This is a genomic window from Acidithrix sp. C25 (assembly GCF_904848545.2).
Genome location: NZ_CAJHCI020000002.1, coordinates 943,050 through 965,849, shown reverse-complemented (window position 1 = coordinate 965,849; position 22,800 = coordinate 943,050). Strand labels below are relative to the sequence as shown.

The following is a 22,800-nucleotide window of genomic DNA, read 5'->3' as shown; positions in this document are numbered from 1 at the left end:
TGAGAGAACTATCTATTTTTTGAGAGAAGGAAATTAATGTCATCTATTTCATCGATACCGGCGATACCACCGATCATCCCACCTGCAATGCCGACCTTTAGCTCGATCGCATCACCCACAACCACCACTTCAACCTCGACGACGCCTACCAGTACTACGCCTACCAGTACTTCTACGACGACGCCTACTACGTCATCCACTTCGACGACACCAAGTTCGTCCTCGTCGGGTGGTTCGAGTGCAACTTCGACCAATGCGATTGCTTCGATGAATTCGAGTGAGTTTTTGCAACTATTAGTCGCACAGCTGCAGAATCAAAACCCCCTGAATCCAACAAATCCGACTACCTTTGTAACTCAAACTGCACAACTTACGATGGTTCAGGCGCTTCAAGCGGTTCAAACATCGTCAGCTCAAACGAACCAGGAGATGGGGGTGATGGCGTCGACGTCGATGATCGGTAAGACGGTTTCGGGTACATTATCCAATGGAACACCTTTTTCGGGTTTGGTATCTTCTGTCTCCGTAACAGCAAGTGGGCCAAATTTAAATGTTGGTTCTCAATCCGTGCCACTCGCAAGCGTCAGCTCAGTCTCTTAGATCTTGCTCTCTTAGTTATCCATTTATTAATCATAAGTATTTCAATTCGACCAACAATTAAATTAGAAAGGCAAGCCAAATGACTCGTTCTTTATCCGCTGCTATATCAGGAATAGATGCCGCACAGACAATGCTTGATAATGTCGGTAACAACATTGCAAACGTCAATACGGTTGGATACCAAGACACAAGTGTCCAGTTCGCAGACCTTTTAAATCAGCAGGTAGCTCCTGCTGGAGCGCCGCAGACTGGAGTAACGGGTGGCGTAAACCCAATCTTTGTCGGTAGCGGTGTTCGTGTCAGTAGCACAAGTACTAATTTTACTGAAGGTACAAATGTTCAAACCGGAAGTCCGACTGACGTTGCAATTCAAGGAACGGGCTTCTTGGTAGCTCAACAAAATGGCCAAACTTACTACACCAGAGCTGGTAATTTGAAGCTTGATGCCAACGGTCAGCTCGTTACTCAAACTGGAGCACTGATCCAAGGCTGGTCCCCAACGACTGCAGGGGGTACTATCTTAACTACAGGACCGACAGGGCCCCTATCAATACCTCAGGGCCAAGCTGCAAATCCAGCAGCTACAGCGAATATAACCTTGGGGGGAAACCTCCCTGCTTGGAACGGAGCTACGGTTACCACGCAGCCAAGCTATACAGCTACGACTACAGCGTATGATAGCCTTGGCAATCAGATACCAATTACGGTTACATTTACAGCCACATCGGGGACGGCAGATAGCTATGGCGTAAAGGTAACCACGCCGACGCCAGGAAGTACAACGGGAGGCACCACCTCCCTAGGGAGCGGTACGATTACCTTTGATCCGACCACCGGGCAAATGACGTCAACGACTCCAATACCGTTGACGGGTTTTCCAACATCCTATAGCGTGCCGACGGCGGGAATGAATTTGGACTTTCCGGCCGCTGGGACGACAGGGGCTGTAACTCAGTTTTCTGGATCAAGTACGATAGCGGTTGCTTCTCAAGATGGATATCCTTCTGGAACCTTGCAGAACTTCTCCATTGGGTCTGACGGGACGGTAACTGGTACTTATGCAAACGGTAAGACGCAATCTTTGGGAGTTATCGCAATGGCAAACTTTGCCAATGAAAATGGCCTAACCAAGGTGGGTAATCTAAATTATCAATCCACCTTGAACTCTGGAACTGCCCAACTTGGTACTCCTGGTACTGGTGGTCGAGGGCAACTTCTAGGTGGTTCTTTGGAAAACTCTAACGTCAGCCTTGGAACTGAACTATCGAACCTGATAGTCGCCCAAACTGCCTACCAGGCTGACACTAAAGTGGTTTCAACAACTTCCATGGTCCTTCAGTCGTTGGTTCAGATGTAGCTGACCACCTTGAATAAATAAATTCATCACTTTTTCTTCGACGAATCCGCCAAATGGGCACCGGGTAACTGTGAACCTGGTGCCCATGTTTTTGCCTTCGGATATGCCGTGAGCAGTCAAGATATGCGTGCTACTCGATCGTTGTGTCAGAAACTTCCATTGTCTATAACAGATATAGTTCAACCGATTAAAGGGCAGCCCCATGAGGCGATACCCCTGAAACTATTGGTGTCAAATGAGATAGCGAAGACACCATCGTTTAATGTATCTATCGATTTTTGGATTATCCAATAAAACACTATTTGCCTCGGACCCCAGCCTTTTTGGTCGAACGCAATTGAGGAAATCTTCAGATTGTAATTTCGATGATCTTGAGCATTGCGTTATTTATTTATTGATTTCTTTAAATTAGCCACCTAGAGTGCCGACACTCTAGGTGTTGGAATTGTCGGGAGATGTTCGAAAAGGAAACTTATAGATGATTAATCTAACTCGATTGAATGGTGAGAAGATGGTCATCAATTCGGATCTCATACAACGCGTTGAGGCTAACCCTGATACCGTGATAATGCTGAGTGACGGGACTCATTACGTTGTTCGAGAGAGCGTCGATGAGATCGTTGCTGGGGTTCGTACCTTTCAGGCATCTGTTTTGGCAGAGGCTGCATATTTGGGACGCACCGGAGAGCCCTCTCCCGCACTTCGACTGGTTATAGGACCTGACCAAGAGGGGTAGAAATGGATTTCGCAACACCAATCGGAATTGGAGTTGCCTTAGTGGCAATTATGGTTTCGATGATAATGGACGGGGGCAATCCTGCATCGCTGATCGCTCCGTCTTCAATGCTTTTGATCTTTGGAGGCACGATCGGCGTTACTATGGCGACGGTCCGTCTTAAAGATATGTCTATGTTGATCGGTGGAATCAAATCTGCAATGTTAGCAAAGGCTCCAGTGGCAGAGGAGTCGATAGCCGATTTAGTCAAATACGCAGAGGTTGCACGCAAGGAAGGCCTATTAGTGCTGGAATCTGCGGCAAAAGACATAGAGGATCCCTTTATGAAAAAGGGCCTTCAAATGGTTGTGGATGGCTCCGATCCGGAGGTAATTCGGATGATTTTAGAGGGCGATATCGACTCGATGAAGGCACGGCATAAGGCTGCGGGAAAGATCTTCAAGGACATGGGAGGATATGCACCTACGATTGGTATTTTGGGAACAGTTATGGGCTTGGTCCATGTTCTGCAGAACCTTTCTAACCCTAGCACTCTAGGGCCCGCAATTTCGGCAGCCTTTACCGCAACCCTTTGGGGTGTTATGACTGCTAATGTGATCTGGCTTCCAATCGAAGGCAAACTTCATCGCATGGGAGAGTTAGAAGTCAAAGCCAAGCAATTGACTCTTGATGGGATATTGGCAATTCAAGAGGGATCTGCTCCTCGAATTGTCGAACAGCAACTCTTGACCTATTTGGCGCCAAAAGACCGAGAAGCGCTTGAAGCTGCAAAAGCGGCTTCTAAGAAGAAGGCAGCATAACAAGATGAGCGTTAAGGGACATACTGCTCCTGCACTTCATCGAGGAAAGAAAAAGCACGAGGAAGAAGTTGGTGAGCACTCTGAACGTTGGCTACTGACATATGCCGATATGATTACTCTTTTGCTTGCTCTATTTGTGGTTCTTTTTGCTATGAGTTCTATCAGTGTAAAGAAATTTAATGAATTTAGGACTGGTGTGATCTCTGCATTTTCTCCTCAAATAAACTCCCTACAAGCGGGAGGAACTGGAATTTTACAAGCGAATTCACTTGTATCGAGTCCTGGCAATTCGTCAGCTAAGGCTACGATCTCGTCCTCATCAAATTCGAGCTCCTCTAATGCGACTGTTAGCTTAGAACGCCAGTTGAGCAGGTCGATCGCATCCTCAGGACTTTCTTCTTCGGTAAGTGTTTTGACAAGCTCCCAAGGAGTTATTGTTAGGATTCTGACGGATAAGGTATTTTTCGCCGTTGATTCTGCCAACGTTCAGCCTGGTGGAACCAAGATTTTGGATGCCGTCGCCTCGGTGATTGCACCGATTCCAAATAATGTAGTTATTCAAGGTAACACCGATAACCAGCCAATTGTAGGAGGACCTTACAGCTCTAATATGGAATTATCGGCCATGCGTGCCGTGAACGTGCTTGAATATTTAGTGAAGAACGATCATATTTTGGCTTCGCGCTTGAGCGCAACCGGATATGGATCAACGCAGCCATTGCTTCCAAATACCACCCCAGCTAACATGATGGAAAATCGACGAGTTGATATCGTGATTCTCAACACGACGATATCGACGAGTCTCTCTTCTACGGCCACCTCTTTAGCGCCGACCTTGACTACGCTTCCGAATCTAGGTTAGCTGACTCGCGCTACTGGATATCATGAGCGAATGTTGATTTCTACATTTTTGTGAATAGATCTATAAAGAGATTCATTGAGCTCGGGTCCTCATTATTAGTGTGACCAAAGCGCTGCGACTGAACATATGAGCTGGAGCTGTGATTGACTTTCTCATGGTCGGCTACAAAGTTCAAGACCCTCCAGGCGCAATTGGCACGGAGACGACCAGGATTGTTGCCAGGGATTGGGACACAGACACGATTCGAATTGGTACTGTAGGTCGCAACCTCTAAATTGATTTTGCAGAGTCTATCTGCGCTATGGTAGTTGTTTGATCTCTTCCTTTTCTCTTTTCGTCTCTTGTCTTCTTGACGATCCAAGACCATGTTTTTACCCTTTGATAGGGTCCAGTTAGTTAGCTATCTTTAGCATTTTGGGAGAAGATCGATTTAGGGATCGATTTCCGCAGATTCATTTGAGATAGCCGATGATGGTGAGGTGCAATGGTGAGGCGCAAAGGTGAGGCGCAATGGAACTAAATCAGTTAACTAAATTGACTACGCCATGGCTTCAATCTAAAGAGACAATGCTCTTTAGATTGAAGCCATGGCGTAGTTGTCGATAGGTTCTAAATTAGCTCTTTTAGCCAATGGCAGGTGGTGGCTGAGAGGTCTGTTGGTTTATCTCCTCTAAGGCGAGTTTGGCAGGCACCACATTATCGCCTTTGTTCTCCTTCTCCTTGGCATCTAAGAGTTCTATATTTTCCAAGGATTGAGCAGTAAAGATTGCAAGTACATACGAAAGAAGGGTAACCCCAACAAACGAGACCGCAATTGAGATTAATGCACGGCCAAGAAGGTCGTTGAGGGAGATGAAGCCCGCACTATAAGACGAAAAGGCCGGAAAGGTAATCGCAGCAGATGCTGCCAATGTTAGTTTTGGTCGAAAGTGCATCGAGTCTCACCTCCTATCAATCAGGGTTACTTTGCGACCTGGTCATCTTGGTTGGAACAACTCGACCGGCTTGATTTGTTGCCAGGTTCAGAACTGGCAGGTCGAAGTTGTTTGCGTCAAAGCCAGGCGAGTTGCTCAAAAAGACGAGCGTCATTGCGCTTTTGCCACCGAGTTCTCGGGCTAGATGATTGATATAGGCATTAGACCACCGTGGATCACAAAATAGATATGTAGATGGAAGGCCAAGTTCGCGACGTACAAAGGCCACTTCTGTCGGGTTTAGCGATTCTTCGTCGATCTCCATTGCAATTGTCATTGGAGAATTAGAGGTTTCAATTTGTCCAAAGAGGTTGTTGATCTGCTCGATTGTAGCCACAGCAAGAAAGAGTGAAGGACTCTCGATCCGATATTCTGATTCAATAAGATCTAAAAGCTGGTAGGAACCTTTGCGGATCTGCCTTTTCTCGCCTATGAAAATCGTTCTTAGGGCAGCCAGCGAAGGAGAGTTTAGAGTTCCATCTCGACTTTGATTTAGAGTTCCGTTTGGGCTCGGTGGGCGGCTTTGTTCGTTTATGTCGGCAGCTAGGCCCCGTGTGAGGCTGTTGATTCGAGCTTCGAGCCAAGTTATAGGATCGGACTTCGTATCGTGAGCGGAGCTGTTGTCTCTAATTTGACGAAGGTCGTCTAATTCGATTACATTCCCACGCAGAAGTTCGGGTTCTGGTGGGGTCTTGGGCTCAAAAGGGGTCTTGGGCTCAAAGGTACTTGGAGTTCGAAGGTCTATTATTTGTTCTTTTTCGGGAGAATTTCGATAGGACGACGGGGTGGCTTGTGCTGCCGCATTATTTGAGATGTCATCGAGAAGTTCAAGGGAGAGGTCGTCTTCCAAATAATCGTAGGAGCTATTGGAGCTTCTAGAGACTAGATATTCATTTGAGAGTTCATCGTTTGAGGCATCGCTTCCTAGATATGCTTGGCTGAGTTCGCTGGAGAAGTCAAAGGCCAGATCATTTTTGCTAGCCTTAGGAGATTTGCTCTCTTTGGTGAGGTCCAACTCAAAGTTGTCATTGGTCGGGGCGTTAGCTTCAGCTTCGCCATCGAACTTTTTCGATAGGCGAGTCCAAAGGGGAGTGGTAACCTCTTTTGGCGTCTTTGTCTTTTTTGCTCCTTTTGAATTTGAGCGAAGCGTTCGTTTATCCGGATCGGATGGATCGTCTAAGAGGTGCTGTGATGGGTTCGAAGATACCTTTAAATTTGGAAACGGAAGAGAGGTCGAAGGTGACTGGGGCTGCGATGGGGCGACCTCTCCGTATGCACGTGCTAGTCGTACCGCAAATTCAGCAGGATCTCGAACGAGAGTATCTTCTCTTAGACGGGCTGATTCCGCACGAAAACGGTCTTCAACTAAAGCATTTGAGAAGTTGGGATTGTCGGAGATTTCAACGAGAATGGAGAATCTCTCTTTGTAGACCAGCGACTTTAATCCCGCTGGCTTAATCTTTTCGGCTTTTATAATCTTTGCGGCGGAGCCCCATTGATTCTTCACATTGAGAATCAGGAGCTCGAGGGATTCACCCTCAAATTGCTGAAGCGTTGACAAGGCTCACTACTCCTATCAGATTGGGGCGGTATGAACCACCCAGTTCGGCGGTCGAAATGACGCTTAATCGAGGTATTAGAGGGTGTATGGTTCGGTAGGTCGCTGCCCTAAGCTTGGGTTGGACGACTAGAACCGGGGACTTTCCCTTGGTTTCTGAGTCTGCAAATATCGCTCCCACCTCGTCGACAACTCGTCTAACATATGTGGGGTCGGCTCCAAGGGTCAGACCAGCCTCTGTAATTTTGAGCGTTTCCATCAAATGCGTGGTTACAAGGCCGTCCAGTGTGATCATAGGCAGCTCGCCATCGGTGAGTTTTAGTGAGACTATCGACGGGCCAAGCGCCACTCTTGCGGCTTCGAGGAGGTTATCGGGATCGCGACTCACACGAGCTCTTTCGGTGATAGCTTCTAAGATTCGTGTGAGATCGCGAATCGGGACGCCTTCGTCGAGGATATCTTTTAGGGTTCGCTGTACTTCCGAGAGGTTTATGCCAGCTGCTCCCAACTCCTCTACAACCGCCTCATTTCCTTTTTTGATAGCGTCTATGAGTTCTTTGACTTGTTGTCGTGAGAGTAGTTCGCCTGCGTGACGTTTTACCACCTCGGAGAGGTGGGTGGTAATTACTGACGAGCGGTCGACAACTGTCGCACCCATCATCATGGCCTGTTGCTTCATTGAAGAGGGGATCCACTTGGCCTCAAGGCCAAAGACTGGTTCTTTATCCATCTCGCCCGGGATTAGATGGAGATCGCCTCCGATTGCTAGAGATCGCCCTTGAGGGGCTCGTCCTTTTGCGACTTGTACTTCATGGACTGAGATCGCATATTCAGTCATGGCTAGCTCTATGTTGTCTCTAGTTCTTACCGGTGGGAGGACAAGCCCTAGTTCATTTGCAATCTTGCGACGAAGGCCTCGAACGCGATCCAAAAGGTCGCCACCCATGGGAGTATCCAATAGATCCAAAAGATCAATTGCAAGTTCCAGAGTGAGAGGTTCCACCTTCATAGTGTTCATAAGGGCTTCTGGGGTGTCAAGTGGAAGCGGAGCTATTACCTTTGGCTCTTCTTTTTCCACCTTGGCGCTAGCGTCAGCTTGTGCGTTGTTTCGACGACCAATTATATAGACAACTGAACCAACGAGTATAAATGGGAGCTTCGGAAGTCCTGGGAGGATTCCAAGGCCGGCGATGATACCTCCAGCCATGGTCATAGCATGTTTTTGAGATTTGAATTGCGATAGTAGGTCTAAACCAAAGTCGTTTTCTCCAGCTGATCTGGTTACGATAAGGCCAGTTGAAACTGAGAGCAATAGAGCCGGAATCTGTGAGACTAAACCGTCTCCAACGCTCAGGAGCGAGTAGGTAGAAATCGCCTGAGTGAGCCCAAGATGATTCTGTAGTACGCCTACGGTAAATCCACCTATAAGGTTTATCATCGTGATTATGACGGCTGCGATGGCATCGCCTTTTACAAACTTCGATGCGCCATCCATAGCTCCGTAGAAGTCAGCCTCTTTTGAGATCTTTTCTCTTCTCAATCGTGCTTCAGCCTCATTGATGTGGCCTGCATTTAGGTCGGCGTCGATTGCCATCTGCTTTCCAGGCATTGCATCGAGTGTGAATCGAGCTGCGACTTCAGCGACTCTTCCGGCACCATTTGTAATTACAACGAACTGGATGATGAAGAGGATAAAGAAGATTACTAGGCCGACAACGATCGAGCCACCGACGACAAAGTGGCCAAAACTTTCAATAACGGATCCAGCGAATCCATGCAGGAGAACTAGGCGTGTGGCGCTTATATTGAGCGCAAGGCGAAAGACCGTAGCGATGAGCAAGACCGATGGAAAGGCAGAAAATTCCAAGACTGATTTCACTCGTATCGCCATCATTAGCACGAGCACGGCAAAGGTTATGTTGATAGATATCAAGATGTCCAAAAGTATCGATGGTATAGGTACCACCAACATGACAACGATCGCTACGATTGCCAAGGGAACACCAAAGAGCGTCCATTTACCAGCCTTCAAGACTTATCCTCACATCGCGTTCTTACGCAACCATCATGGTTAAGTTCCAAAGAGCCGTCCTGGCTTTCAATAATTTTCGACAGCTTGAAGGTCTGACTAAAATTTTTACTTGATTTACTTTGAGCTTCGTCTTCGATTGCTAGAGTTGGCGATCAATCAATGTATTTTATCTCTTGGGTCGGGCCAGTTGGAATCCAACCAAGGTGCACCAGCCGCAGAAGGGCAAAATGGCTAGGATCGCGATCTAAATCGTCGCCGTTAAATGCTATTCAAGTCTCCTCGTTGTTAGGTCGAATAATTAAAATATGGTCAAGACCATAAGCGCATGTCTTATAACAAAAAATGAAGAGATCCACCTGGAGAGGTGTCTGAGCTCTGTCTATGGCCATGTCGATGAGATCGTGGTCGTAGATACCGGTTCGAATGATCGTACAGTTGAGATTGCGCAGGGTTTTGGTGCCAAGGTTTTTTCGGTCTCCTGGAAAGACGACTTTGCCCTCGCCAGAAATGCAGCGCTAGATCTCGCCTCGTCGGAGTGGATTTTGAGCATCGATGCAGACGAATGGGTGGAAGTAAATTGGGACGCTTTGGACTTTGCGCTTAGATATCCAAGAGGTACTCAAGCTTATTTGATTGATATAGAAGTGAAAAGCGCAACTAGCTTTGGAGGAGATTACTCTTTTCGAGCTCCACGGCTCTTTACCAGGACGGAACTTCGCTGGTTTAATCGGGTTCATGAGAAGGTTTTGACCCCAGATGGCTTTGAACCAGTGGTCTCTTTTTTGGAGTCGTCGATAATGAAGATTATTGACGTTGGCTATCAAAATGAGGATGATTGTTTGGTTAAAGGTGAGCGAAATTATACCCTGGCTCTTCGTGACTTGTTAGATCACCAAGAGTTCTCGTTCGATCAAAACCTCCTTGCGCAAAAGGCCTTCGAAGTTGGGCGCAGTTTAGTCACTTTAGGCCGTAGAGAAGAGTCTTGTGAATATTTTGAGCAAGCTCGGGGCACCGCTAGAGACCCGCAACTTTGGATGTGCGCTACTGACTTTCTAGCACGCCAATATCTTGCCCTTGGAAGGTTCCGCTATTGCATAAGCTTGGCGATCTCGCTACGCCAGCGTGGTGGTGAAGAGCGATATTGCAATTGGTTGTGCGCCCAGGCTTTGGCTCAAGCCGGTCAACCACACGATGCATTGGACTTTCTAGAAGGCGTGGACCAAGTCATCGATCCTTCGGGGTGTGAGTTCGATCGAGCTCGGGTAGTAGAATTTCGCTCGCTCTGTCTTGCACTCAGTGAACTTGAGGAGTCCACAGGATAGAGTCTTTGAAAAAGGGACTGAATCAACCAGGCAGAGATAAGCACCCGATTACAGCGCCAAAGTAAATAGAGGAATCTGAGGCCTTGTGACCAAGGTCAATTTATTTGCCGTAGAGCGTTTTTGCCTTTAGCGTTGAGCCCCCTCGAACTAACTTTGATTGAAAGTCGAGACTTTGTTGACCTGAGGTAGAAGTCGATCTTTGGTTTTAGATTTCGTTTGATTCTTTTTCTAAGGACGGCACTTTGGCCGCCTCGCTTGCTTTAAAGAGACGATCCCAAAGAGACGATCCCAAAGAGACAATCTTTTTGAATGGACGGACCTAGGCGAGCTCTGGTTAGTCGACTATAGGTCGACTATAGGTCGACTATAGGTCGACTATAGGTCGACTATAGGTCGACTATAGATAGTCTGGGTTCTAGGGGCTTTTACTTCACGTAGCGATATCTCAATTTGATCCGTGATATTTCAAATCGATGTGATAGTAGGTTAGCCCTCTTGGACGCTCTTTAGATCGATCTTTTGCCTACCTCCAGTGCCAATCGCGATAGTTGGTTGCCCATAGAGGTGTCGCCTAGGCAATTGAATCCGCTTTGATTAATAGTTCATTGGGGATCTCTGCGCTCGGAGTTGTGTGGCTCATCTCTTGGCTTTTAGCAAAGGCAGATAGCTTGAAGACGAATGCGATCAGCTTAGCAACGGCCTTATAAAGCACAAATGGAATTTGATCGTCAATCTTCGTGGAAACATAGAGTGCGCGAGCTAATGGTGCGTCGCGAACGATCGGAACATGATTTTGGCTTGCTCGTTCCTTTATCAGGAGCGCTATGTTATCTTTTCCTTTGGCTACGACCCTAGGCGCCGGTGAGATCTTGGGGTTGTAAGAGAGGGCGACTGCAAAGTGGGTTGGATTTACCACCACAACAGTTGATTTTGCTATTGCAGCCATCATCCTCTGCCTGGACATTTGCATCTGCATTCTTCTGATTCTACCTTTTACGGTTGGATCGCCTTGATCGTCTTTGTTTTCCTCTTTGACCTCTTGTTTGGTCATCTTTAAGCTTTTGGTAAGCATTTTTTTCTGACGGGCATAGTCGGCTACGGCTATTACTAGACCAAATCCTGCTATCATTCTGGCAGCTCCTAGGACAATACCGGCCGTTTCAGTTGTAACGCTTCCAATTGCCAGATTTGAATTTGTGGAGAGCAAAGATGTGAGGCCATGAACCTGTGAATAGCCAAGCCCAACCACGACAACTAGCTTGACAAAACTCTTTAGCACTTCTGTGAGGCCAGATGGAGAAAAGATCTTCTTGATGCCCTTGAGGGGCGAGACTTTGGAGAGTTTAGGGGTTATAGATTTATAGAAGAGACCAAATCCCGTTTGAGCAACCGAAATGATGATAGCAACAAGGGCTGCTCCTCCAATTATCGGACCCACAATCAATACGAATGCGCTGAATCCATCGCTGAGCATGGCCGTTGTGCTTGTTGTCGTTGGATTCAGGGTTACGCGAGGAATTGTATAAAAGAGCACCTCGATCTTTTGTTCGGCAGGTCCCAATAGGATTGGCATCAGAATCGTCGCTGCTAAAAGTGAAAACCATGAAAATAATTCCGGAGATTTTGCTACACTACCCTCAGATCTCGCCTTTTTGATTCGTTTAGCGGTGGGTTTTTCAGTCTTACTCTTCTTGTCGGCGGCCATCTGGTCACCCCCCGTTGATCAAACGCATGAAGTTCATCATCGTCGTTACCGAGTCACCACTAATTAGTTGTACAAAGCCAGGAAGATTCGAAATTACCAAGGAGACGACCAGGATTGTTGCCAAGATTTGAATGGGAAATGAGAGTGCATAGATAGAGATCGAAGGTGAGACCTTAGAGAGGATGGATAAGAGTATTTGGACCGTAAAGGCCACCGCTGCAATTGGCGCTGCTATCTGCAGGGTCGCTCCGAAGAAGGTCGAGAAGTTGTTAATAACTAGTTGACTAATCGCAGAGGATGAGATGTGGGTTGGCATCGCGATCTTCAGTGATACAAATAGTCCTTTTAGAATAAATAGGTAGGCACCTGAGGTGAATAAGAGCATAAGTGCGATCATCTCGTACAAGATGCCAAGTCCAGAGTTTTGGTTTAAACTCAGTGGGTCTAATTGAGGCGGAGGTGAAAATCCACCGAGTAGACCACTAAGAAAGCCAGCGCTAGAAAAGGCCGATATCAATGTGTTGACAAGGACTCCAAGGGCCAGCCCTAATACGACTTGTACAACCAGAAAGATTAGCGTCGAGTTGGGGTTTGAAAATGTCCCACTTGGAACTGCCAAGAGATGAGCTGCTGGAAGTGCCATCGCCAAGGAGAGACCGACTCTAACTGAGACCGGGATCTGCTGTGATGAAAATGGCGGTGCGACAGCAACGAATGCTCCGATGCGAAGCAGTGCGCCAAGCAACAAGAGCAAGGATGCTTCAGAGAGCGTCACGGTCTCATCCAGCCAGTAGCTGAGGTAGTTGAGAAAACAGCGAGTCGGTGAAGGAGATCAATTGGCCGATCATCCAATGTCCCCCAACAAATAGCACGGCCGCCGCCACGACTAGTTTTGGAACAAAAGTTAGAGTTGGCTCTTGAATCTGCGTTATCGCCTGGATAAAGGAGACGATCAGTCCGATTGCAAGGGTTGCTACCATAACTGGCCCTGCGATCTTGCCAATTAGGTAGAGTGCTTGTCCTGCAATATTTATTACTTGAGAGTCGGTCACCGAAAGCTCACCAGTAGCCCATGAACCACCAGGGTCCAGCCATCCACCAGCACAAATAAAAGAAGTTTAAAGGGCAGAGAGATAAGTGTTGGTGGTATCATCATCATTCCCATTGACATCAATATCGATGCGACCACCAGATCCACGATCATAAAAGGTATGTAGATAACGAAGCCAATAATGAAGGCAGACTTGAGCTCAGAGAGCATGAAGGCCGGAACCAATGCACTCATTGAGATGTCTTGTGGCTTTGCGGGATGTTGGTTTGTCACCTGTGTAAAGAGCGCTAGCTCGGGTGTGCGAGTTTGTTTGAGCATCCAAGTCTTCAGGGGCGCCTGGGCGTCATTGTATGCAGTCACTGCTGATATTTTGCCGTTTAGATACGGTGAGACTGCAACATTATTAATCTGGGTGAAGGTTGGCGCCATAATAAAGAATGTCATAAATAGGGCAAGTCCTGTCAGGACCTGACTTGGGGGGATCGTTGAGAGGCCCAGGGCGTTTTTGGTAATGGAAAGGACGATGATAATGCGGACAAAGCTAGTCATCATAATTAGAAGCGATGGTGCTATTGAAAGCAGGCTCAACAGCAGAATGACAATAATACTCTGACTTGGCTTTGTGAGGGTGTTACCTAGATTGATGCTGACGGTAGGAAGAGTTGTTGTGGTCGGTGTTATGAGACCGGCGGCTGCGAGAATGGGTGTCATCGGCTTGCCTTGGTGAATCTTTGGGTTCCACTAAATAGGCTCTGGGAGAGTTTGGTAGCGAGAGCTTCTTCAAATCGAAGTTTTGTACCTGAGCGACCTTGGCTTTGTCTGATCTGTGCAGTCAGATCCTCAAGGCTATTATTAGAGAGCTGATTTGCATCGTCAGTCAAGTCGATAACTTCACCTTGATATCCACCCTGGCGCTTTTGCGGTTTCATGACAAGTAGGTTTGTGGCATCTAAGGCTTCATGGGAGCTTTCATCATTTGATTCGGCCTCTATCTTTGAGATTAGCGAGATGTTGGACGGCGTGATTCCAACGATAAAGGAGTGCTCTCCGAACTCTACAAGGGCGATCTGGCTCGATTTCCCAATGGTTATTCGACTCTTGATGACAAGATTCTGCAACTGCTTGGGCTTGGGTCGCGTCCCTTTGACCATTCGCTTTTGGTAGATTTTTGAAAAGAGAAGGATGATTCCAATTGTCGCTCCCAAGGAAAGAACAACTCGTGCTGCTAGAAGGACCATGCTCATTGAAGTAACTCTCCTGACATCGCATATCGCGATGTCTAAATAAGCCGATCCTTGGCAGGGTTTGGATTCTTCCGTGTTTGAAAAGTAATAGAAAAATTAAGTGATAAAGTTGACTCGCTTGGCTAGGAGTCGCTTCGCTCATCTCGGCCGACCACTTCGGTGATACGTATGCCGAATTCGTCTTCTACGACGACTACCTCTGCTCTGGCTACTAGGGTTCCATTCACCAGAACATCCACTGGGGAGGTGGCCAAGCGATCGAGCTCTACGACGTCGCCGCTTGTCAGGGAGAGGAGTTCTCGAACTGACATCTTGGCGCGACCCAATTCGACCGTAATCTCCATCTCGACATTTTGGATAACCCCTAGCGGACCAAGGTCTGATTCAAGTCTCTTCCCAAGAAAGTTTTCGTTTCCATTTTGATTAGTATCGGAAAAGTCAGTACTAATGTCGGTCATTTGTCTCCTCCGGTTCGACTAATAGACAGGCAACTCGTTTACCGACCTGTGTCGGTTGAGCCCAGTAAAGATAGGTTCCATCGACCTTTATTTTCAGAGGGTTACCTTTTCGATGTTTCAATCGCACCACGTCACCGACCGAAAGAGAGACTATCTCTCGTGAGGTAAGAGACGTTGGCTCGAATTCCACCGTTGCCTCTACCTCAATGTCAAATAGCCGAGCCTCTAAATCATGGCTTAAGGTGGTATCGGCCGCGTCTTCTACTGGGTTGGCTCGATTGTTTAATATGTCAGTGATGGGACGAAGTAGCGGAAATGGTAGGCAGATAGCCGTTTGAATTGGCGGGTCATTTGAGATTGACATCTCAACTTGAGCCAAGACGCACATCTCAGACAGCGATACAAGCTGAACAAATTGAAGGGATGCTTCTTGATGGATGGATCCTATTGAAATTTGGGTTATTGGGGCGAATGCCGGAATTAATTGGGCAAGCATCTCTTCGATGAGATTTCGAACGATAACCCGTTCTAAGTCGCTTAGAGATCTTCTTGGGTTTTCGCCTCTTCCGTTTCCGCCAAGTCGCATATCGATGAGACGCATAACAAGCTCAATTGGCATATGCCATAGAGCCTTTGACGGCAATGGAGGGAGGGAAAAGACTGCAATTGACGCAGGATCTTCAAGAATTGTGATTACATCTTCCCAAGGCTTTTGTTCTAACTCGCCGATGTTCAATCGAAATGGCATGCGAAGGTTGGCAGATAGGACCGACGAAGCTGCCCTTAGAAAGCTCTCCAATATCAATTGGAGGGTTCTAAGTTGGTTACGCTCTAGAGACTTCGGCTGGCGAAAGTCGAAGTTTCTAGGAGCTCGCTTGTTATTTTTTTTAGAGACATTTGCGATGTCGAAGGAAGTCTGAGTCATACCTATCTATAGTTTTCGGCACTTCCATAACCAATCTTCAATATCTCGAGTGGAATTTCCTAAATTTAGTTGGTCGCTAATTCAAAGGGGAGGTAGTTGGTGCAGTTTTTTAGAGTCGTGGCCTTTGGAGCGTCTTAGAACCATAGGGCCTAGTTCGGAAAACTTTACGCGGGCACCTATTCGCAAAATTGAAGCAATGTAGATACGAGCACCTATTCGTGCGACTAGGACAGTCGCAATTATTGAAACTGCAATCGAACCTATGAAATATGCAAGTGAGATTTTTCCAAGAGAAAAAAGAACCGGTGCCAAAAATGGCGATACCCCAGGGATGAATACGAGCACTTTGGCCAATAGCGAGGGAGAGGACGATGCGACCTCAAAGAAGCCAAGTCCATAGCCGGCAAGCATTGGTAGAACCAATGGGAAACTAACAGCTTGGGCATCTTCAACTCGAGAGACCATCGATCCTACCGAAGCAAAGAGAGTTGCATAAAAGCCATAACCTGCGATGAACCAGATAGGACCAGTGACCAAGAGTGATCCGGAGACGACGCTGGTCGGCGACACTCCAATTACAGCTAACCCCACGATTAGCGAGAGGATCAGTAAGGTGGCATGTATGAGGGCTACGACTGCAATCCCAGCAATTTTTCCCGTCAATAGTTGAATTGGACGTACGATCGACAAAAGGACCTCTATGACTCGGGTCGATTTTTCCTCGATTATTCCAAACATTACCCAACTGGAGTATTGGGATAGAAGAACGTACATTAATATCAACTCGAAGATCGCAGCTTTTTGCGCTCCCTGATTTGGTGCTTTACTTGGCGTTAAGGAGGTGATTGAAAAAGGAGCGGGATGATTGATTATATAGAGTTGGCTCTTTGTCAATCCTGCTTGATCCTGTGCGTTGATGGTTGCAAGAACATTGGCGGTCCTATTGGCTAGAACGTAAGATGAAGAGGAGGTAGAGGCGGAATTTATTAGGAATCGCTTTGATGGTGAATAGCCAACGGATATGGCTTGGCTTCGAACTTCTTTCTCAAGTTGGCTGGATGATGCGATGGTTTCGATCCGAATGTGAACACCAATTTCAGTTGAGGCGATTTGAAAAGCCTCTAGAACGGATTTTGGGGCAGAGGATTCGATACCGACGCTTTGAGGTCCAGCCTTTGATGCGGTTAAATGCGGTACCAGAACATATGCAAAGGCTGCGAGCATCGTTAGGATCGTTGCTATCCTAAATGCTCTTGAATTGGTGCGCTGTCTAATTTCTCTCTTAGCGATTAGTGCCAGCGAGGAAGTCCCGAATTGGGGTCGTTTCAGTTTCATGAGATCTCATCTTTTAGGTCGTGGCCTAGTTCGGTTTGGTGTTCTGCCTTGAATTTTAGGTCTTCGTCGAAGTCATCTCTTGTTTCCCATTGGCTATTTGATAGGCCAGAGGTTGAGATGGCTTCCTTGAAAACATCGGAGAGGCGTCTTCGCGCGACTTCGTATCGCTCTAAGGTCCCGAACTCCATAGCTCTGTGCAATACGACTGGAGCCAATTCTGGTCGTGCGAGGCGTAGTCGAAAGGTGCCCTCATGATTATCTAAAATTGAGATATCATCAATTTGATTTAGATAGTTACCATCTAAATCGTCTTGGACCTTGATGATTAGGTCTTTATCTAACTCTGTGAGCGTTGTGAGCCGATCCCAGGCGACGATTCGACCTTGGTAAGCTATCGCCACTGATTCGCAAAGGTCCTCGACCACTTCTAGCTGATGCGATGAGAAGAGTACAGTCTTGCCCTCCTGCGCATATTTTTTAAATATCCCGCGCACTACCTCAATCGAGATAGGATCGAGGCCAGAAAATGGCTCATCCATAACCAACAGGGTGGGCTCATGTATGAGCGCCGCTGCAATCTGGGTCCTTTGTTTGTTTCCTAGCGATAACGACTCTACTTTGGCACTTCCACCACCTTTAACCTCTAATTCGTCTATAAGAGCCTGCGCCCTTTTGGTAGCGGTTTCAGTGGATAGGCTATGAAGACGACCTAGGTAGACTAGGTGATCCATTACTGACATTTTGGGGTACAGCCCGCGTTCTTCTGGCATATATCCGAATTGTCTTATTTCATCGGGCGTAATGGGTGCGTTTTTCCATTGGACATGGCCGGCCTCAAGCGAGATCAACCCGAAGATTGATCGCATTGCCGTGGTTTTGCCAGATCCATTTGGGCCAAGAAACCCAAATACTGCTCCAGGTTGAACGGAAAATGTCATTCGATCAAGAGCTTTAACTTGGCCGTACGTCTTGGTGAGATCTATCAAATCGAGCATATGTTTGTAATGTCCCCTCTGACTTTGGTAGGACCTAATATCTATTTGGATAACTATAGGAAATCTTCTCATACCTAATTACTCCTCAAGATGAGTAATTAGGTATTGCTATCTATGCAAATGTGGTTGGCCATATTCTAAGGTGTTGTGATGTGATAGTAATTGGAGATAGAACAATGAGACCAAGTGTTAGGATTTCTGCTCTAGAACCAAATTTGGCTCTCCTAACATAGATGTGGATCAAGCAACCCTTTCGTAGGGGAGCTTGAGATCAATCGGACCGCATGAAAGCATCACCAAGCCAAGTGTTGATTTTGCAGAGTGAAGACCATAGCATCTAGCAATGGCGGATCTAATATATTGTTTAGACCCTCAAGCCTTCCATTAGAGACACCCTTTTCAAGCTAGGGGGCTCAATAGCAGCCATAATTCCAGCTTTATGGATTCGAATTGTCTTTGACAATCTGACAAAGCTAGGTATCTGTGATCGTGAAGCACGAGCACACCAGGAATCCAAGAACTCAGCTACTTCGTCATTGGATAATCCAGTACCGAATATCCCTCTTAGGGATTCTTTCATCTCTAAGGGCTTTAGGAGTATTGCAGCGGTTGACTTTATTTGACGTAGAGTCTCATTTTGGCGTTGAGTCAAATCACCAGGATTCTTTAGTAATGCCCATCTTGCACTCACAAACCTACGGGCGTAATCTGGAGTAGGAAGTTTTCTCAGTTGGCGCCATAGGTCGCATCTTACCTCCTCCAGGGCCTCAGTGCCCAATTTAACGACATGAAAAGGATCGAGTGCGATTTGAGTATCTGGTGTGCGATCAGCGAAAGCTTTAGCAAAAGCTGGTCCCATGTCCATTGTTGCTACTTGTGTGAGAGCTTGGAACGTTGCGAACCAAGCTCACATAAGAACCCATCTAGACTCTTAGCGCTTTTTCCTTCTGCTCCATAGACGATCTTTCCAGTTTCATGATCTGTTACGGGCTCTAAATAACTTGGGTTATGTACTTATGGTGTTTACGATAGGCAATCTCATCTACCCCTATTATTGAGAGCTTCTCTAGTCGCTTTGGATCGATCTCTTTGGCTACTACTCTCTCACAGATCGTACCAACTGTTTTCTGAGCAATTCGGGTGAGCTTCGTAACTGTTGTTTTATCCATCTTTGCGGTTGAGCCGGCAACTAGATGTTCAAAGTCTCTCGTGAAGCGAGATTTGCGATACCGGTCACCCAAATGGCACTGACTCAGTGATTACTCCATGATTGGGGCATTTCGGTCTCCGTAGGGCACAAGAGATCCAAGTACGACGTATTCCCATGTCAAGATGTCTCCAGCGTGAGTTGATAAGTTCTGATGTCGTAGCGGTATTTGGTTTTGAATTTACGGCTTATTCAACAACACGGTGGACATGCGAGTTTGGATCGTGCAAGTTTGACATCTACAACAATTTCATCTTTTGAGATAAAAATATCGTTGACAATGACACCTTTAACGTCAAGCAACTGCTTGACTAGAGAGTTAGCGTGCACGGTTAGATCTCCTAAATCTGTGTGTTAGTAACTTCAAATTTAGAGGTCACAAACCGTGCACGTTTCATTCAATGCTTTTAAAGACCCAAAAGTTCTTATCGTACAGGCGTTACTTATCAGTTATGGGGTCTTGGTGACCCACATGAGGGTTAGGAGAGCCCCAAATTTTCCCCGAACGATCGCCCATGACTCGAGTGATCAATTTCAGTTGAAATATAGCTCGACAAAAGACCGGTAGTTTGTTATCCTTCGGGATAAGTTTACCTCCTAGTCCGGGCAGGTTACGGCTGTGCCTGATGAGCCTTGGGGTTGATCTCTTTGACCCAAAAATGCAATATCTACATTTATCTTATAGTCACCCTATTAATCACCCTTTTAAGGCGATCACGAAAGGCAATTGAGATATGATGTCGGGCCTGTGGGGCCTTTTATGGAAGCATAAGGCTCAGGAGGAGTTGTCATCTAGAGTTGTTATCCACCTGATACAGGGGGTAAAAATGCCAACTCGCTATTATTGGAGAGTTCGGTATCCAAAGGAACCTCGTCGCCGTCAAGCCAAACCTTTGAGACCAAGAGGAGTTCTTCAAATTTTGTTCCAAAAGATTGTCGAGCAAAAGCTATTGCTTCTCCTACCGTCTTAGCATCGATCGATATCTTAGTCTTGCCGGTTATGTCTTTGAATTGCGCAAAAAATAGTAAGGTTGCCACCACATCCACCTTAGCGCTTAGAGGGCACTTTTAAACAAAGCCAGCGAATGAACAGAGCTGGCCAATAGGTTTTTGTTCAAATTATTCTTCGATGATAGCTAAAGCATCATTTAGATCTAGGTCGGGATAAACCTATATGGTGATTGGGAGCGCCCTTTGAGCAATGATATCTTGGAAACTAGCTCCCGCTTGGATTTTCAGGCGTTCTATTTTTGAATTTTGGAAAATCGACGTCGAGGTTTTTCCAGCGCCTTGGCCCAGACCATGGTGCTGGAAGTGCATCGATCTCATAACACAGCCGAAAGACTATCGCCTCATAATTTACTCGCCAGCCTTGAAAATGTCGATATGCATCTTCGACGCTGCGCTCAATTGGAAAGCCAACGATCCTCAGCATCTCGACCGTTTCTGCAAATTCACTCAACGATATCGAGATCGGATTTGTTGGAAGGGGATCTGGATCGTAGGAGATTCTAAGTGAACGAGCAATCTGGCGTAGCGCGCTAAAGCCCATTTGAAGACAGAGACGCGCCTGCATCGGAGCGTCGCTGGGAGCTAGGGAGAGATGGATTGCTGCGGCATCCAAGACAGCCATTAGGGAGGTGATCCATGATGTAGCAAAACCAGGAGATCGGAACCTAAGCAAAATTGGGTATGAGACATGACTTTCAGCAACTTGCGCAGACCAGCGTTCCCAAGCCAAATAGATGATTGGGAGCTCATCTGCGACGATTCCGAGACGACTTCTTCTTAGAACCTCTGGTCCCCAAGCTGGTCGACCCGCTCGTGCAACTAGTAGAGTTACCTCGGTTTCTCTCTTATTGTAGGCGGCATATAGCGTCGGAAGGTACGCAATTTGCAGTGCCACCAGGATCATTCCAGTAAAGGCGGCGGTGAAATCAACAAATGTTGCCCAAGGGCGGTTAGTGGCTACAAATCCAAGTGTCATTAGTGAAGCGCCGGCTTCTCGGATGGCTGCACCAAAGTTTGGGACTACAGGAAAAAGTAGCATTGAAGTTGACAGGAGAAAGATTATGCCCCAAGTGCTCAATTGTACGAATAGGACGGCAGCTGGTTGGCTAGTGAGAAGTGCATTTTTATCTTCATAGTTTGGACGAAAGCCACTCGCCATGTGGTAGATGAAACTCACACCATGATCGATTGTTCTTGCGGTTTTGGTAATGTATCCGCCCGGTATTACTAGGGTCTTCAGAATGTTTGCAACGGTTAGGCCAAATAAAAGGGAACCCACTATGGCGACGAATATTCTCAAAGACGACTCCCTATCGCTCACTCTTGGCAAACCTAGATTACAAAGCTAGGCTACATGGTTCGATGGTGGCTAACCCCCATAGCGTGGAAAGTCAAATCAAGCGACGAAAAAGATGCGGCAGTTATCTATTGGAGGCTTCGACTTTGCGATATCGTAAAGTAGTGTGTTTGGGTAAAGTTGCATGCGTTCATTGTCGAATAATTCACCGATAGTGGTAAATTTACTTTAGTACCATGACTTGGGGTTCCCTAGATTTTTTGATAAGGGGTTGATGCTTTGGCGAATCGGACTTATGAAAAGGAGGTCGTTGGGGATCGCTACTCCTTTGATTCTAGGACTCTTAAGGATGCTCATTTAGCTAACCAAGATCTAAGGCGCAATAGAAAGTCCGCCATACACTTTCAGAATGCTAGAAGTTACCAGAAGCACTCGATAGAGTACATTGGATCGATCGCGCTCTATTTGGCGCTGGTTGTCGCGCTTTTTATAGCTTTTATGCTCTTTGGCACGAACTTGATAAATGCCAGCGAGCAGTCAAGCCTTCTAAATAGCTATCAAAGTCGAGTAACCCATGGCTCGTATCTGCCTCCAAAACAGGGGAGTGTACTCGGAGTTCTCTATATCCCAAAGATCGGACTTGACAGGGTAATAGTGCAAGGTTCCATGGAATCTGACCTTATCTTGGGTCCGGGTCACTACGTCGGAACGCCGCTACCTGGACAAATGGGTAATGTGGGAATCGCTGGCCATCGAACTACATACGGCGCACCTTTTTATAACATCGCAAAATTGGCCGCGGGCGATCCAATATATATTCGAAGCAGCGCCGGGCGATTTGAATATTTAGTTACTGGCGCTGAGGTCGTTGCTCCAAGTGACAATTCTGTTCTGGATCAAACTAATTTCGCTCAATTAACCCTTACAACATGCAATCCAGCCTTTTCAGCATCAACTCGCCTGGTGGTCTTTGCTCGTCTTTTGGGAAAGCCGATAGGCTCTACAATCACCCTAACCAAAACAATCCACAAACAGGTCTCTATCTCTAGCGGTACCTCCTCAACGATTAGCTGGCGAGGGATTGCCTTGGCGCTTGTTTCACTTTTGGTTGGACTGTATGGACTTTGGAAGATTTCAATTCGCCGCGCTCACTTAGTGGGCTTTGCGCTGGTGCTTGGGTCTTTGGTGTTGTGGATTGGGGCTTTTTACTTTGGTGCTTCCATGCTGCCAGGATCTTTTTGATGCATCTTGGTGAATGCACCTTGAGGTTGAGATGGAGCGATTCTAGATGGAGGAGATGGTGCAAGAATTGGCTCAAATTCTCACCCAGG

24 protein-coding genes are annotated in these 22,800 nt (G+C 46.8%); 7 read left to right on the top strand and 17 right to left on the bottom strand.

Going from position 1 to position 22,800, the window contains the following annotated elements; all coding sequences use genetic code 11:
* Positions 1 to 8 precede the first annotated feature (8 nt).
* Complete coding sequence (locus ACIDITHRIX25_RS97395) at positions 9 to 254, bottom strand: hypothetical protein (RefSeq protein ID WP_052606320.1); 246 nt, start codon at positions 252 to 254, stop codon at positions 9 to 11.
* 4 nt (positions 255 to 258) lie between these two features.
* Between ACIDITHRIX25_RS97395 and ACIDITHRIX25_RS97390 the strand changes: the two genes are divergently transcribed.
* The 5 genes from ACIDITHRIX25_RS97390 to ACIDITHRIX25_RS97370 all read left to right on the top strand — a co-directional run bounded on the left by ACIDITHRIX25_RS97390 (position 259) and on the right by ACIDITHRIX25_RS97370 (position 4,355).
* Positions 259 to 600 (top strand): flagellar hook capping FlgD N-terminal domain-containing protein, encoded by a 342-nt coding sequence (locus ACIDITHRIX25_RS97390; RefSeq protein ID WP_502756222.1) that lies wholly within the window; start codon positions 259 to 261, stop codon positions 598 to 600.
* A 79-nt stretch (positions 601 to 679) separates the two neighbouring features.
* The gene (locus ACIDITHRIX25_RS97385) at positions 680 to 1,957 is read left to right on the top strand and encodes a flagellar hook protein FlgE (RefSeq protein ID WP_201733372.1); all 1,278 of its coding nucleotides are present in this window, start codon (positions 680 to 682) and stop codon (positions 1,955 to 1,957) included.
* A 478-nt stretch (positions 1,958 to 2,435) separates the two neighbouring features.
* Positions 2,436 to 2,693 carry a flagellar FlbD family protein gene (locus tag ACIDITHRIX25_RS97380; protein ID WP_052606317.1) on the top strand — a complete coding sequence of 86 codons (258 nt, stop codon included), beginning with the start codon at positions 2,436 to 2,438 and terminating at the stop codon, positions 2,691 to 2,693.
* 2 nt (positions 2,694 to 2,695) lie between these two features.
* Positions 2,696 to 3,493, top strand: a complete 798-nt coding sequence (locus ACIDITHRIX25_RS97375) for a flagellar motor protein (RefSeq protein WP_052606316.1) — start codon at positions 2,696 to 2,698, stop codon at positions 3,491 to 3,493.
* 4 nt (positions 3,494 to 3,497) lie between these two features.
* Positions 3,498 to 4,355 (top strand): OmpA/MotB family protein, encoded by an 858-nt coding sequence (locus tag ACIDITHRIX25_RS97370; protein WP_201733371.1) that lies wholly within the window; start codon positions 3,498 to 3,500, stop codon positions 4,353 to 4,355.
* A gap of 623 nt (positions 4,356 to 4,978) precedes the next feature.
* On the opposite strand, the gene ACIDITHRIX25_RS97365 is transcribed toward ACIDITHRIX25_RS97370, so the two are convergent.
* From ACIDITHRIX25_RS97365 to ACIDITHRIX25_RS97355, 3 genes are read right to left on the bottom strand one after another with little or no spacing between them, the layout of a single operon-like run.
* Positions 4,979 to 5,290: a hypothetical protein gene (locus tag ACIDITHRIX25_RS97365; RefSeq protein ID WP_201733370.1), complete on the bottom strand. Its 312-nt coding sequence runs from the start codon at positions 5,288 to 5,290 to the stop codon at positions 4,979 to 4,981.
* A gap of 16 nt (positions 5,291 to 5,306) precedes the next feature.
* Positions 5,307 to 6,890, bottom strand: coding sequence for a hypothetical protein (locus tag ACIDITHRIX25_RS97360; protein WP_201733369.1), 1,584 nt, complete (start codon positions 6,888 to 6,890; stop codon positions 5,307 to 5,309).
* Positions 6,868 to 8,919 carry a flagellar biosynthesis protein FlhA gene (locus ACIDITHRIX25_RS97355; RefSeq protein ID WP_052606311.1) on the bottom strand — a complete coding sequence of 684 codons (2,052 nt, stop codon included), beginning with the start codon at positions 8,917 to 8,919 and terminating at the stop codon, positions 6,868 to 6,870. Before ACIDITHRIX25_RS97355 ends, ACIDITHRIX25_RS97360 begins: the two co-directional genes overlap by 23 nt.
* Before the next feature lie 305 nt (positions 8,920 to 9,224).
* Between ACIDITHRIX25_RS97355 and ACIDITHRIX25_RS97350 the strand changes: the two genes are divergently transcribed.
* Positions 9,225 to 10,241: a glycosyltransferase family 2 protein gene (locus ACIDITHRIX25_RS97350; RefSeq protein ID WP_052606310.1), complete on the top strand. Its 1,017-nt coding sequence runs from the start codon at positions 9,225 to 9,227 to the stop codon at positions 10,239 to 10,241.
* A 571-nt stretch (positions 10,242 to 10,812) separates the two neighbouring features.
* Here the strand turns inward: ACIDITHRIX25_RS97350 and ACIDITHRIX25_RS97345 are convergent.
* From ACIDITHRIX25_RS97345 to ACIDITHRIX25_RS97285, 13 genes are all read right to left on the bottom strand, one after another.
* Positions 10,813 to 11,946, bottom strand: a complete 1,134-nt coding sequence (locus ACIDITHRIX25_RS97345) for an EscU/YscU/HrcU family type III secretion system export apparatus switch protein (RefSeq protein WP_052606309.1) — start codon at positions 11,944 to 11,946, stop codon at positions 10,813 to 10,815.
* A gap of 4 nt (positions 11,947 to 11,950) precedes the next feature.
* On the bottom strand, positions 11,951 to 12,721 hold the full coding sequence (locus ACIDITHRIX25_RS97340; RefSeq protein ID WP_052606308.1) for a flagellar biosynthetic protein FliR: 771 nt from the start codon (positions 12,719 to 12,721) through the stop codon (positions 11,951 to 11,953).
* Positions 12,722 to 12,725: 4 nt separating this feature from the next.
* Positions 12,726 to 12,998, bottom strand: coding sequence for a flagellar biosynthesis protein FliQ (fliQ, locus tag ACIDITHRIX25_RS97335; protein ID WP_052606307.1), 273 nt, complete (start codon positions 12,996 to 12,998; stop codon positions 12,726 to 12,728).
* Positions 12,995 to 13,642: a flagellar type III secretion system pore protein FliP gene (gene fliP, locus ACIDITHRIX25_RS97330; protein ID WP_052606332.1), complete on the bottom strand. Its 648-nt coding sequence runs from the start codon at positions 13,640 to 13,642 to the stop codon at positions 12,995 to 12,997. Before fliP ends, fliQ begins: the two co-directional genes overlap by 4 nt.
* Before the next feature lie 62 nt (positions 13,643 to 13,704).
* Entirely contained in the window at positions 13,705 to 14,241 is a 537-nt protein-coding gene (locus ACIDITHRIX25_RS97325) for a flagellar biosynthetic protein FliO (protein WP_052606306.1), read from the bottom strand.
* A gap of 122 nt (positions 14,242 to 14,363) precedes the next feature.
* Positions 14,364 to 14,699 carry a flagellar motor switch protein FliN gene (gene fliN / locus ACIDITHRIX25_RS97320; protein ID WP_082058726.1) on the bottom strand — a complete coding sequence of 112 codons (336 nt, stop codon included), beginning with the start codon at positions 14,697 to 14,699 and terminating at the stop codon, positions 14,364 to 14,366.
* On the bottom strand, positions 14,686 to 15,624 hold the full coding sequence (locus tag ACIDITHRIX25_RS97315; RefSeq protein ID WP_052606305.1) for a flagellar motor switch protein FliM: 939 nt from the start codon (positions 15,622 to 15,624) through the stop codon (positions 14,686 to 14,688). The genes fliN and ACIDITHRIX25_RS97315 overlap by 14 nt, the downstream gene beginning before the upstream one ends.
* An 81-nt stretch (positions 15,625 to 15,705) precedes the next feature.
* A complete protein-coding gene (locus ACIDITHRIX25_RS97310) occupies positions 15,706 to 16,959 on the bottom strand; it encodes an ABC transporter permease (protein ID WP_052606304.1) in 1,254 nt (417 codons plus the stop codon).
* The gene (locus ACIDITHRIX25_RS97305; RefSeq protein WP_082058725.1) at positions 16,956 to 18,026 is read right to left on the bottom strand and encodes an ABC transporter ATP-binding protein; all 1,071 of its coding nucleotides are present in this window, start codon (positions 18,024 to 18,026) and stop codon (positions 16,956 to 16,958) included. Before ACIDITHRIX25_RS97305 ends, ACIDITHRIX25_RS97310 begins: the two co-directional genes overlap by 4 nt.
* Positions 18,027 to 18,318: 292 nt before the next feature.
* Positions 18,319 to 18,819 carry a transposase gene (locus ACIDITHRIX25_RS97300; protein ID WP_283770438.1) on the bottom strand — a complete coding sequence of 167 codons (501 nt, stop codon included), beginning with the start codon at positions 18,817 to 18,819 and terminating at the stop codon, positions 18,319 to 18,321.
* 127 nt (positions 18,820 to 18,946) lie between these two features.
* Complete coding sequence (locus ACIDITHRIX25_RS97295; protein ID WP_052605479.1) at positions 18,947 to 19,195, bottom strand: helix-turn-helix domain-containing protein; 249 nt, start codon at positions 19,193 to 19,195, stop codon at positions 18,947 to 18,949.
* A gap of 767 nt (positions 19,196 to 19,962) precedes the next feature.
* On the bottom strand, positions 19,963 to 20,199 hold the full coding sequence (locus ACIDITHRIX25_RS97290) for a MoaD/ThiS family protein (RefSeq protein ID WP_052606302.1): 237 nt from the start codon (positions 20,197 to 20,199) through the stop codon (positions 19,963 to 19,965).
* 178 nt (positions 20,200 to 20,377) lie between these two features.
* Positions 20,378 to 21,493 carry a hypothetical protein gene (locus ACIDITHRIX25_RS97285; protein ID WP_201733367.1) on the bottom strand — a complete coding sequence of 372 codons (1,116 nt, stop codon included), beginning with the start codon at positions 21,491 to 21,493 and terminating at the stop codon, positions 20,378 to 20,380.
* 255 nt (positions 21,494 to 21,748) lie between these two features.
* On the opposite strand from ACIDITHRIX25_RS97285, the gene ACIDITHRIX25_RS97280 reads away from it, so the two are divergent.
* Complete coding sequence (locus ACIDITHRIX25_RS97280; protein ID WP_201733366.1) at positions 21,749 to 22,711, top strand: class E sortase; 963 nt, start codon at positions 21,749 to 21,751, stop codon at positions 22,709 to 22,711.
* The last annotated feature ends 89 nt before the right edge of the window (positions 22,712 to 22,800 follow it).

What these genes read in the sequence shown, in the direction of transcription:
- ACIDITHRIX25_RS97385 (WP_201733372.1), top strand. Translation starts at nt 680, where the DNA reads ATGACTCGTTCTTTATCCGCTGCTATATCAGGAATAGATGCCGCACAG.
- ACIDITHRIX25_RS97380 (WP_052606317.1), top strand. Translation starts at nt 2,436, where the DNA reads ATGATTAATCTAACTCGATTGAATGGTGAGAAGATGGTCATCAATTCG.
- ACIDITHRIX25_RS97375 (WP_052606316.1), top strand. Translation starts at nt 2,696, where the DNA reads ATGGATTTCGCAACACCAATCGGAATTGGAGTTGCCTTAGTGGCAATT.
- ACIDITHRIX25_RS97370 (WP_201733371.1), top strand. Translation starts at nt 3,498, where the DNA reads ATGAGCGTTAAGGGACATACTGCTCCTGCACTTCATCGAGGAAAGAAA.
- ACIDITHRIX25_RS97365 (WP_201733370.1), bottom strand. Translation starts at nt 5,290, where the DNA reads ATGCACTTTCGACCAAAACTAACATTGGCAGCATCTGCTGCGATTACC.
- ACIDITHRIX25_RS97350 (WP_052606310.1), top strand. Translation starts at nt 9,225, where the DNA reads ATGGTCAAGACCATAAGCGCATGTCTTATAACAAAAAATGAAGAGATC.
- ACIDITHRIX25_RS97345 (WP_052606309.1), bottom strand. Translation starts at nt 11,946, where the DNA reads ATGGCCGCCGACAAGAAGAGTAAGACTGAAAAACCCACCGCTAAACGA.
- ACIDITHRIX25_RS97325 (WP_052606306.1), bottom strand. Translation starts at nt 14,241, where the DNA reads ATGAGCATGGTCCTTCTAGCAGCACGAGTTGTTCTTTCCTTGGGAGCG.
- fliN (WP_082058726.1), bottom strand. Translation starts at nt 14,699, where the DNA reads ATGACCGACATTAGTACTGACTTTTCCGATACTAATCAAAATGGAAAC.
- ACIDITHRIX25_RS97315 (WP_052606305.1), bottom strand. Translation starts at nt 15,624, where the DNA reads ATGACTCAGACTTCCTTCGACATCGCAAATGTCTCTAAAAAAAATAAC.
- ACIDITHRIX25_RS97310 (WP_052606304.1), bottom strand. Translation starts at nt 16,959, where the DNA reads ATGAAACTGAAACGACCCCAATTCGGGACTTCCTCGCTGGCACTAATC.
- ACIDITHRIX25_RS97305 (WP_082058725.1), bottom strand. Translation starts at nt 18,026, where the DNA reads ATGAGAAGATTTCCTATAGTTATCCAAATAGATATTAGGTCCTACCAA.
- ACIDITHRIX25_RS97300 (WP_283770438.1), bottom strand. Translation starts at nt 18,819, where the DNA reads ATGGACATGGGACCAGCTTTTGCTAAAGCTTTCGCTGATCGCACACCA.